The following is a 10,764-nucleotide window of genomic DNA, read 5'->3' as shown; positions in this document are numbered from 1 at the left end:
TTTAGTATCACAGCTTTAATGGTACGCATTAAACTCAACAAATCCTTTTTTTATCTTTTTTTAGTGTGGAATGTATTCCTAGCAATAATTCCATATATCATCAGTATGTACCTCAACTCTAAACAACAAGTTAGCGACTGGAAATTGGGATTTTGGTTCTTAGCATGGTTAGCGTTTTTGCCAAATGCTCCATACATTGTCACAGATCTAATTCATTTAAGATTAAGTGATGATAGCTTACTATGGTTTGATGTACTAGTGGTGTTGTCTTTTGCCCTAACAGGATTACTTTTATTTTACCTATCAATCTTTGATATGCAAACAATAATCTTCTCAAGGTTTAAAAGAATCCCAAAACGTACAGTCACCTACACAATACTTTTTCTATGCAGTTTTGGAGTATATCTTGGACGGTTTTTACGTTATAACTCATGGGAAATCATCAGCAATCCGCAAGTTTTGATTTCTGATGTTTTTGATATTTTAATATCACCCTTTCAACATTATGAAGCTTGGCTATTTACACTAGGATTTGGAAGTTTTTTAGTCCTAGGTTACTGGATTTTTAAATCCTCTATGCTTTACCATCAACATAATTCTGAAGGTAACTAAAACGCTCTGTAAGTTCTCCTTCACCTGTTGTGATTTTGGCTCGGTTTAAAATACCGTTTTCATCTTCATTAAAAAATGCAGGAATCACATGCTCAACAAAGGTTTCACCAAAACCTTCACTAGCGTCTTTTGGCAACTCACAAGGCAAATTATCCACTGCCATTACTGTAATTGCTCCTTGAGCATCAAAAGCTACTTCTTTTTCAGTTTCTGGATGATAGCCATAAAATGGATCTGCAATAGTGGAAGATCTAATGGTACTTGCCACAGGTCCATCGATATCGCAAGAGACATCTGCCACTAAATTTATTCTAAAATCTGGATGTTTAGCATCGTCTCTTGTAAATAAATACGGTGCATTGTTACCATAGAAATGTCCTGCAATAAAATAGTCTGTCACCTTTGCATAGGCCATAAAATTACTTTCATAACCAGAGGGATCCTTATAGAACTCAAACTTATCACCTACTTTACCATCTTTTCTTTTGGCATACTCCATGACATCAGCCATGACATAAACAGGTTCGTTAAAATCTGAAGTTAAGTATAAGGCATCACTAATTTCTTTTATTCCCAAATGATCTAAAATTTCTTTTGCACCATAGGCTACTTTGCCAGTTCCAGTCAAAAGTATTTTTATGTTTGGAATGGTAATTTTATCTAACTCTGCCTTTACTTCGTTTAAGTCTGCTAAAGACTCAACCTTTGGTAATTCAAATAAGCCATCTCGTAGTCCCAATGCTCTAAAGCCGTTGTAAGCACCTACCAATCCAGCATAACGACCAAACCCAATAAGCCTTGCGCCATTTTCTTTTATAATGGTTTCATGATCGTACATTTCAATATTCTTTTCTAACATTGCCCTTAATAATTTACGATTATAAGGCTGCTTTTTTATCGTATGTGAGAAATAGAAATACTTTTTATTAGGGATTAAATTTTTAATAGGTACTTCCTTAACACCAATCATAACATCGGCATCAGAAACATCATCGGTTACCTCGAAACCCTCTGCTTCATAAGCTTCATCCGGAAAAACTCTAATATCTGAAGACTCTACAATAAACTCAACATCAGGAAATCGCTTTCGAGCTTCTGCTAGCGTTACAGGAGAAAACACAACACGTCTGTCTGGTGGATTTTTACGTTCTTTAATGATGGCGAATTTCATACGATTAGCGTTTAATAACTGACAAAAACGTCAAAAAATAGCTGTGGAACAATTTTTGCACGAAAATAAATGGATTTAAGAGGTTGCACAACTTTTTTTGTAACTTCGCCATCCTTTTTAATTAAAACTTGGGGTCGACTGGTTTTGACAGCGAGATTAATTAAATGGTAAGCACGTCGTGTAATGGTTTTGAAACACGTAAAACGCTAGACCAAATTTTAAACGGCGAGAATAACTACGCTTTAGCTGCATAATCTGAATTACAGTAGGATTAGGCCTCGGCTCACAAGGTGAGCAAGCTTTATGTCTCCGGAAAGCCTTGGTTAATGGCGTTCTTTTTAGAGGCATCGTAAATATTAACTAAGATTGGGTAGTGCTTTAATGCCCTTTTGAGATTTAAAAGCTAAGTAATAAGTAGGCTGTCTTTAGCCAGCTTATTATCTAAAAACTAAGAATAGACTAAACGTGTAGAAAGCTCTTTAGTTACTTGTTTGGACGAGAGTTCGATTCTCTCCGACTCCACTACAAAGCCTCATATTCAAATAAAATATGAGGCTTTTACTTTTTTAATTGAGAAAAGCAATGCTAAGGTAATTTCCTATCTTTTGTATCGCTTAATTAAAAATTTAGATTATTAGTACCAGGGAGATTTAGATGATCATTATAATATTTACGGAAATTCTTTGCGTTAATATAATCCATTTTTAAAACTATAATTCCTTTAAAAATAGATTAGTATAATGTTAAAAAGGGCTACCTATTTGACAAAAATTCTTAATGATAAAAAAAGTGAGCTTCATTTAAACATGCTCAATAGTTCGCATAATCATATACGTTTCAAACCTATTTATTTGTTTCACAGCAAATTAAAATCTAAATACAGCTTAATTCTATGACCATGAGTAATGTTTAACGACGTAAATTACCATAAAATAAAAGTGGTAAAATACACTAAAGACAATGTACGAGAACAAATGAGGTTCTTAATATCAAGAACTGATCAGGTATTTATTAAAGAAGAGCTTCCATAAAAGAAGCAAAATATCACAATAATGAATAACCAATTATTAGAGAGAAAACTCTATTTTTCCCCCCGTAATTTGCATTGTCTATTATATCAGATAGCCCAAAAATATAGCGTGCTTCTAGACGAAAACCAAGAGGCACATCGAGTCCTAGACCAACTACACCAGATATATCAAAGTTTTTAGTGTCTAAATCGTCAATGATTCCACCTGGTTGAGTAATATTTATATTTTCATCTAATACAAAGCCAAACTGGGGTCCTACTTGAAAATGCAACTTACTGATTAAACGGTGCTTGTAGACCACCGGTATGTTTAGATAATTTAAATCAAAATCGCCTTCGGTTAATTTCGCACCTTGCTTTGAGTATAAGGCGTCAATTCTAATGCCTGACTTGTTACTAAAATCAATACCGGCAAAAAGACCACCAACAAAACCCGTTTGATTTTTAAAATCAGAGGCGTCGCTAAGTTTTGAGAAATTAACACCTGCTTTTATACCAAAATCAATGCCCTGGCCTTTAGCAAAATTATATTGGATTACGATTAAAATGAATAATAGTAGTTTTTTCATGTCTTTGTATTTTGTTGCTTCTATATTGTCAAAAAAGATTACTCTTTGAATTTAATCACTGTTATTACCATTTGATCTTTACGCTTATCTTTTTGTTTAGAAATGCTCCCCCCAATACTGGCCCCATTTCGTTTGCCGAAACGCTTAGAAGCTCCTACCGAAGACGTCACTGAACCCACAGTATTTTCAGACATATTACCAAACAATGCACCATCACCTCCATGTTTCTTTACCTGAGTCATAATTTTTCTTTGAATTTTCTGGTCTTTGGTATTTAATTTAAAATCACAATAGAGTTTCCCAATAACCTCAAAATTATTTTCGATATCTACTTCTCTAAAATATATTTTAGCATTTTCAGTCTCGGGAAAATCATTACCAAAATATTTAAATTGATTACCACAAGATGTGAGCGTAATTATAACTATAACAAGCGAAGTAAACTTAATGTTTTTCATATTCAATTTAATGTCAATATATTAATACAACTAATGTTTTTAATGGTTATCCATAGTATTAAGCAGTAGGAGATGATTTTAACTCGTGTTCTAAACAACTATCGCACGAACAAACAACTACTCTTTCCCATAAGACCAAACTGAAAAATCATCATATGTAATCGAAAAGGATTCGTTTTCAACTCTAACAATCACTTCAAATATAAAACCGTTAAAGTCTGGATCATAAATTAGTGCATATCTGTCATTACCCAGACTATCCCAAACACCGAAATCTACGTAGTCAGTTTGACAATTACCATTTATATCCGTAAAAATACCAACTTCCTCAAATGTTCCATCATCGTAGATATAAAAGACATTTTCTCTATCACAATTATTTAAATTTTGCTCCTGTCCATTAATGACGATACTGTAAACGAACCAATCACCAATAAAATTTGCATATGCTCTATTGTTATCATCATCACTACTGCAGGACCAAAAAAGGCACAATAGTATAAGTATAATTAGTTTATTTTTCATGTTTAAATTTATTCAAAAATAACACCAAATAACGATTAAATCTTATCATGTTTAAAATTAAGTAAATATTTCGGTTTAGCGAAGCAACACATTTATTTTTCGTACCTTGTGATATTATGAGACACAAATTAATATTAATTGGGTTAATAGTTTTTATTCTAACAAGCTGTGAGGTATATAATACCGGAAGCAGTGGTTACAACCCAAACCGTAATTCTTATCCCCCTAATTGGGAATTTAATGCTGGTAAGTATTATTACCAATCAGGATGGCACAGTAGATTGCCGAGTAATTTTTATGGTTCTTATTTCCACAACGGTTCTTGGCATACCGCTCATGGTCAAGAGAATGACGGCAGTACTGCTTCATTCCCCCCAAATTGGGAGTACAATCAGGGCAATTACTATTATAATCGCGGATGGCATAATCAAATTTCAGGTGATTATAGAGGGAATTATTTTCATAATGGACGTTGGAGAACGGCTCATGGAAATTCTAACAACGGACATTCTTATCCATCCGGTTGGGAATGGAACCAAGGAAAATATTATTATTATTCATCTTGGCATAGCAGGTTACCAAGTGATTTTCAGGGGTCATATTTTCATAACGGTGCATGGCATACTGCTCACGGTAGTTCAAATAATAACAACCATGGTGGTTTTCCACCAGGATGGCAAAATAGCGAAAATAGAAATAAATACTACTACAGTAAGAGCTGGCACAGTAGACTCCCTTCTAATTTTGGAGGCTCCTATTTTCATAACGGGAGTTGGCACGCTGGTCATGGAGATTCTGGTGCAAATCAAAACGATTATCCACGAGATTGGCGACAAAATCAAGGAAAATATTACTACAGTTTACTCTGGCATAGTAGGTTACCAAGTAATTTTAAGGGCAGGTATTTTCACAATGGTGCATGGCATACTACCAACGGTAGCTCCAATAATGACAACCATAGTGGTTTTCCATCAGGATGGCAAAAGAGCGAAAATAGAAACAAATATTATTATAACAAGAGCTGGCATAGTAGGTTGCCAAGTAATTTTACAGGCAGCTATTTCCATAATGGTAAATGGTTTAACCAAAATCATTCCAGTCAGGGAGGACAAGGATTTAATCCTGGAAAAACAACCAAAAATTGAAATTCTTTAGGCCGACACATAAAATCCTCCTTTATTGAATTATCTCTAAATAATTACAAGCACATATCTAAACCGTATGAAACAAGAGCATAAAAAAGTTTAAGACCAATACTATCAAACTGACAACGTGTTTAATATTTATCACAACACACCAATAAGGAATTTGAAGATACTCTTCCCTTAACAATAAAATTTAAACTGTATATCGATATGTTTTTTGTATCAGTATATTTGGCTTGGAATATGGTAATAATAAACCATGCTTACTCCTGTGAGCTTAAGTTTTAAATTGGTTTTACGTCACGGAAATTGGTACACAAGTGTCGTCGTTCAACTTAAGAATAGATTTATTAAGGTAAAATAAGCAGTATATGAATCCTAACCCAAACAGCTTTTTTTTTGCTCATAGATAAACAGACGCGTTTGCTTTTTGAAAATATTTTTGACAATTGTTTAAAAAAAAGGATTCATATAATAGACTTCCCAAAAGGCCCGTATGCACTTGATGAACCTCTATGGTCAATTGATCTTCATTTAAAATACGATATGTTTTATTTAAAACAATACAGTTTCAATTAATAAATAATTGGCGAAATCTTCTGTTTAAAAGGATAAGATGTAATGGTTACAGCTTCAACTGCATTTGATAACTGTTTTTTCAATATTTAGATAGTCATTTACGTCAACAGTTCAATTGAACAATTGATGAAAAATAATGCTTTGGGCACTTGTTAATACGCATTTTGCATAATAGTTTTGATAGTCTAAACTTTGCAATAGTAATTCTGACGAATTTACTGGATTCTATGCACCAAATAAATTGAATCAAATGATAAACTCTAAACGACTAAATTAATCAATGTATTAGCTGAATATCTCCAATGTTTTCTTTTGAATCCATTCTGTATTTCATTACCTTATAAATAACAAGCTAAACTCAACAAGTATTTTAAAACCAAACATATACAAATCAAATTAGATATAAAAAATAACACATACAACCATGTTTCATTTCAAAATATTACTATCTTTAAACTATTAAAAATCTAATCTAAATCAAAATTATTATGACCAAATTAATGTATCGACTTTTAGTCGTAGTTTCGGTAATTATTGCCAGTAACATTTACGCACAAAAAAACCCAAATATTTTGGTAATTATGGTTGACGATGTTGCACCAAACTCATTGAGTTGCTATTCAATGGGAATGCAGTATCCAACACCTAATATTGACAGAATTGCGAAAGAGGGTGTTTTATTTACAGATCACTATTCTCAACCAAGTTGTACTGCAGGTAGAGCAGCTTTTATAACAGGACAAAAACCTATAAGAACAGGTTTAACAACCGTAGGACAACCAGGTAACCCCCTAGGGCTACAAAAAGAAGATCCAACAATAGCAAATTTATTAAAGCCTATGGGGTACATGACAGGGCAGTTTGGTAAAAATCATTTAGGAGATAGAAATGAACACTTACCTACAGCTCACGGTTTTGATGAATTTTACGGTAATTTATATCATCTCAACGTCTCTGAAGAACCGGAACAAGACGATTATCCAAAGAATGAAAAATTCATTAATACATATGGTCCAAGAGGCGTTATTGAATCTTTTGCCACTAATGAGTTTGACAATACCGAAGATCCTAGATTTGGTGTCGTTGGCAAACAACGAATCAAGGATACAGGTCCTTTGACTATAGAACGAATGAAAACATTTGATGATGAGCTTGTTAAACGCTCAAAAGACTTTATGAAGCGAGCGAAGGATGCTGGTAAACCATTTTTTATATGGCATGCCACAAGTAGAATGCATGTCTACACGCATTTAAAAGAATCGTCTAAAAATCTGGCTACAAAAATTAGTACTGATCACGACTACTTTGGACACGGTTTAATGGAGCATGATGGTCATGTAGGTGAGTTATTAGATTATATGAATGAGTTAGGTGTAGATGAAAATACCATAGTTATCTACACAACAGATAATGGCCCAGAACAAAGCTCATGGCCACATGCTGGAGTTACCATGTTTAGAGGTGAAAAAATGACGACTTGGGAAGGTGGCTTGCGATCCCCTTTTCTAGTAAAATGGCCAAATAAGATTCCAGCAGGTACAGTTAGAAATGGTATTTCTGCTCATGAAGATGTGCTTCCAACTATAATGGCAGCAGTAGGTAGTCCAGATATTAAGGAAGAGCTTAAAAAAGGTAAAAAAGTAGGTGATGAAAATTATAAAGTTTTCATAGATGGTTACAACAACTTAGACTATTGGACCGGAAGAACGGATACATCTGCTAGAAACCATATTTTCTACTACTACGAAAGCAATCTTACTGCGATCCGATTAGGACCATGGAAAATGCATTTTGCAACAAAGGAGCGCTATTTCGATGACATGGTATTCCATACAATGCCACAATTATTCAATTTGAGAAAAGATCCCTTCGAAACTTACGATGATATTAACGGATTCCACCAAATTATGGAAAAATCTTGGGTCATGCAACCAGCAATTGGTTTGCTTACTAAGCACTTAGAAACATTTAAGGATTATCCACCTAGGCAAGAATCTGCGTCTTTAGATATTAATAAAGCCATTAGTAAAATTCTGACTTCTGGTAATAACTAAAACATCTTTATTTCTATTATTATAACCAACTTCATACTATTAACTTAGTTGAGGTTGGTTTTAAATTTAATTTAGAAATTATGAAACAAATAGCGTGTCTAGTTTCCTTTTTAAGCATTTATTTCGTTTCATGTCAAACTGAAGTATTTCACGACTTTTCTTATGAATTTAACGTTAACAAATCGGATGAATGGGACTTAAATGGTGAACTTGAATGGAAAAACCTATATGGCGAAGAAGGTTGGAGCAGAGCTAGTTTTGATTTAAAAACATACAAAGAACTTGGCGTTATTGGATTAATAGGTGGGCTTAAAAATAATTATACTTTCGATGACGACATTGTAAACTTTTGGGAAATTAGACCTTGGATAGGCATTGAACTTGTGAATAAACTTTCGAGTAAGCTCCTTTTGAAACAAGAGTTAAAAGGTGAGTTTAGAAACTTCTTCTTTAATGATAGTGAATACGACTTTAATTTTAGGACGAAGTTTAAAGTTGGTTTGGAATATCCCTTAAAATCAATTGAGGAAGAAGCGGAAGAAGATTGGATTATAGCAACAGAAATAGAATGGTTCTTTTTGAGAAATGAAGACATTAATGAAAGGTATATTAATTCTAGAGAGTATAGTTTATTAATATCTAAAAAAGTCCTTGAGGGAAGATTATTATCGTTTGGAATCCGTTTTGAAGAATATAGCAATAATCTCGAAAATGAAAACGATAAAGCCATTACTGTAGTCTTAAGACTTGGACTCTAATACCAGAAATAAAGATGAAAAGATTATTGTTGTTTAGTCTATTGGTTTTGATTATTAGCCTTGGTTGTAATAACAAAACTAAAAAAGAGACAAAAACGATAACTATTAGCAAAACGTCTGAAAATATGTATTGCTATCCTATTGAATCTCCTTTACTTGGGCAAAATTATTTATCGGAAAGCTTCCTAAATACAATTGCTAAAATTGAGTTGGACCCCGAAAAAGATTCAAGTCTCGAAGGTATGGTTTTTATAAAGGGCGGCGTTTTTGAAATGGGTGGTGATGTAGCATCAGGATATAATGCACAAATTCCCACCGCTTTACCTCAAAATGACGAATACCCAAAACATACAGTTAAAGTAAATGACTTTTACATGGACAAGCATGAAGTCACAGTCAAACAGTTTGAAGAATTTGTAAAAGCAACGAATTATGTAACCGTTGCAGAAATCGATATAAATTGGGAGGAACTCAGAAAACAATTACCTCAAGGAACACCTAAACCTGACGAAGGAAGTCTTAAAGCAGGGAGTTTAATTTTCAACTATTTAGATCAAAATAAACAAACCGAATCCTTAGACCAATGGTGGGTCTTTACACAAGACGTGTCATGGAAAAATCCAAATGGCCTTAATCCAAAACTATCAGAAATTTACAATAATCCTGTAACTCATATTTCTTGGTATGATGCCTTAGCCTATGCAAAATGGGCTGGTAAACGATTACCTACAGAAGCAGAGTATGAATACGCCATGAGAGGTGGTGGTGAAAACACTATGTATCCATGGGGAAACTCAAAAATAGACGTTAAATCTCAGCAAGGAAACTTTTTTCAGGGGGACTTTCCTTATAAGAATACAAAGGATGATGGGTTTGAAAAAGTTGCACCAGTAATGTCCTTTAAACCCAATAATTACGGATTATATGATATTTCAGGAAATGTATGGGAATGGACAATGGATTGGTATAGTGCTACATATTATTTAGATTTAGTTGGCATTCAAAGTCATAACCCAAAAGGTCCAGAGAAAACCTTTGAAATTTACAATCCAAACGCCACCCACAAGGTGGTCCGCGGTGGTTCTTTTTTATGTAATGATTCATGGTGTTCTGGTTACAGAAATGCGAGAAGAATGCGTTTAAGCCCAGATTCTGGTATGGAACATCTTGGCTTTAGATTAGTTAAGGATGTAAAGACACCTTAAGTTTTAGTCGCGACTGGTTTATTTAAATGTCTAAGTCATACCCTCGTGATAAGAAAAACCTAAAGTCAAAACTCACGAAAAGAATTAGCGTGATCTTCATAGTAACAAGTAATAATCTATTCTACAGGCTTAGCTTGGTATACTAAAACCAAAACACATTATGGCAAAATCTTAAACCAAAGCCCATAATTCATGATTTGGCACATTCAAAATTTACTATTCAGTTCATATTTACAACAAAAACCAAAAAATACTAGTTAAACTGAGGGTCTTTAGTTTAAAGCGAATCGTCCAAAATAGAACGAATTAAAATGCTCTAGACCATCGTTTTAAGTCAGTTAAAGCACTTATGTAACTCAGTAACCTTTGTCTTTTTAAAATTTTACGCTCCACTACCGCATATGCGTCTAGGGGTTACCCCCTAGACAATTTGAGGGGAGCTCTCTATTTTCTTCAAAGAGGGCTCGATATAATTTTGTTCCAAACAAAAATCACACAGAACATTAAAACAAATTACAATGAAACAAATTACTTCAATTCTAAAATTTTGTATCGCTTTTTTGGCCTTCATACTTTGTATCAACGTACATGCACAAACAAAACTGCTTGTTAAAAATGGCCAAGCAGCAGGTGATGAATTCGGTACTGCTGTAAGTTT

9 protein-coding genes and 1 other RNA gene are annotated in these 10,764 nt (G+C 33.7%); 6 read left to right on the top strand and 4 right to left on the bottom strand.

Annotated elements, in window-relative coordinates; genetic code table 11:
* Positions 1 to 612: DUF1361 domain-containing protein (locus HRU49_RS12700; RefSeq protein ID WP_296357743.1), on the top strand; the 612-nt coding region annotated here is incomplete at its 5' end.
* Here HRU49_RS12700 and HRU49_RS12695 read toward each other — a convergent pair.
* A complete protein-coding gene (locus HRU49_RS12695) occupies positions 575 to 1,783 on the bottom strand; it encodes an NAD(P)-dependent oxidoreductase (protein ID WP_296357740.1) in 1,209 nt (402 codons plus the stop codon). The genes HRU49_RS12700 and HRU49_RS12695 overlap by 38 nt on opposite strands.
* A gap of 130 nt (positions 1,784 to 1,913) precedes the next feature.
* On the opposite strand from HRU49_RS12695, the gene ssrA reads away from it, so the two are divergent.
* Positions 1,914 to 2,308: a transfer-messenger RNA gene (gene ssrA, locus HRU49_RS12690) on the top strand.
* Between the two features lie 519 nt (positions 2,309 to 2,827).
* On the opposite strand, the gene HRU49_RS12685 is transcribed toward ssrA, so the two are convergent.
* The 3 genes from HRU49_RS12685 to HRU49_RS12675 form a co-directional block, all read right to left on the bottom strand.
* On the bottom strand, positions 2,828 to 3,382 hold the full coding sequence (locus HRU49_RS12685; RefSeq protein ID WP_296357737.1) for a porin family protein: 555 nt from the start codon (positions 3,380 to 3,382) through the stop codon (positions 2,828 to 2,830).
* Between the two features lie 38 nt (positions 3,383 to 3,420).
* Positions 3,421 to 3,840, bottom strand: a complete 420-nt coding sequence (locus tag HRU49_RS12680) for a hypothetical protein (RefSeq protein WP_296357735.1) — start codon at positions 3,838 to 3,840, stop codon at positions 3,421 to 3,423.
* A 117-nt stretch (positions 3,841 to 3,957) separates the two neighbouring features.
* Entirely contained in the window at positions 3,958 to 4,365 is a 408-nt protein-coding gene (locus HRU49_RS12675) for a hypothetical protein (protein WP_296357733.1), read from the bottom strand.
* Between the two features lie 116 nt (positions 4,366 to 4,481).
* Between HRU49_RS12675 and HRU49_RS12670 the strand changes: the two genes are divergently transcribed.
* The 4 genes from HRU49_RS12670 to HRU49_RS12655 all read left to right on the top strand — a co-directional run bounded on the left by HRU49_RS12670 (position 4,482) and on the right by HRU49_RS12655 (position 10,106).
* Positions 4,482 to 5,510, top strand: coding sequence for a hypothetical protein (locus tag HRU49_RS12670; protein ID WP_296357731.1), 1,029 nt, complete (start codon positions 4,482 to 4,484; stop codon positions 5,508 to 5,510).
* A 1,067-nt stretch (positions 5,511 to 6,577) separates the two neighbouring features.
* Positions 6,578 to 8,143, top strand: a complete 1,566-nt coding sequence (locus HRU49_RS12665; RefSeq protein WP_296357729.1) for an arylsulfatase — start codon at positions 6,578 to 6,580, stop codon at positions 8,141 to 8,143.
* An 80-nt stretch (positions 8,144 to 8,223) separates the two neighbouring features.
* Positions 8,224 to 8,901: a hypothetical protein gene (locus tag HRU49_RS12660; protein ID WP_296357727.1), complete on the top strand. Its 678-nt coding sequence runs from the start codon at positions 8,224 to 8,226 to the stop codon at positions 8,899 to 8,901.
* Between the two features lie 14 nt (positions 8,902 to 8,915).
* Positions 8,916 to 10,106: a formylglycine-generating enzyme family protein gene (locus HRU49_RS12655; protein ID WP_296357724.1), complete on the top strand. Its 1,191-nt coding sequence runs from the start codon at positions 8,916 to 8,918 to the stop codon at positions 10,104 to 10,106.
* Positions 10,107 to 10,764: the final 658 nt, after the last annotated feature.

The organism is Winogradskyella sp. (assembly GCF_013213975.1).
Taxonomy (GTDB): domain Bacteria; phylum Bacteroidota; class Bacteroidia; order Flavobacteriales; family Flavobacteriaceae; genus Winogradskyella.
Note: the sequence above shows the minus strand (reverse complement) of the source record. Positions and strands in the feature narration are given on the sequence as shown.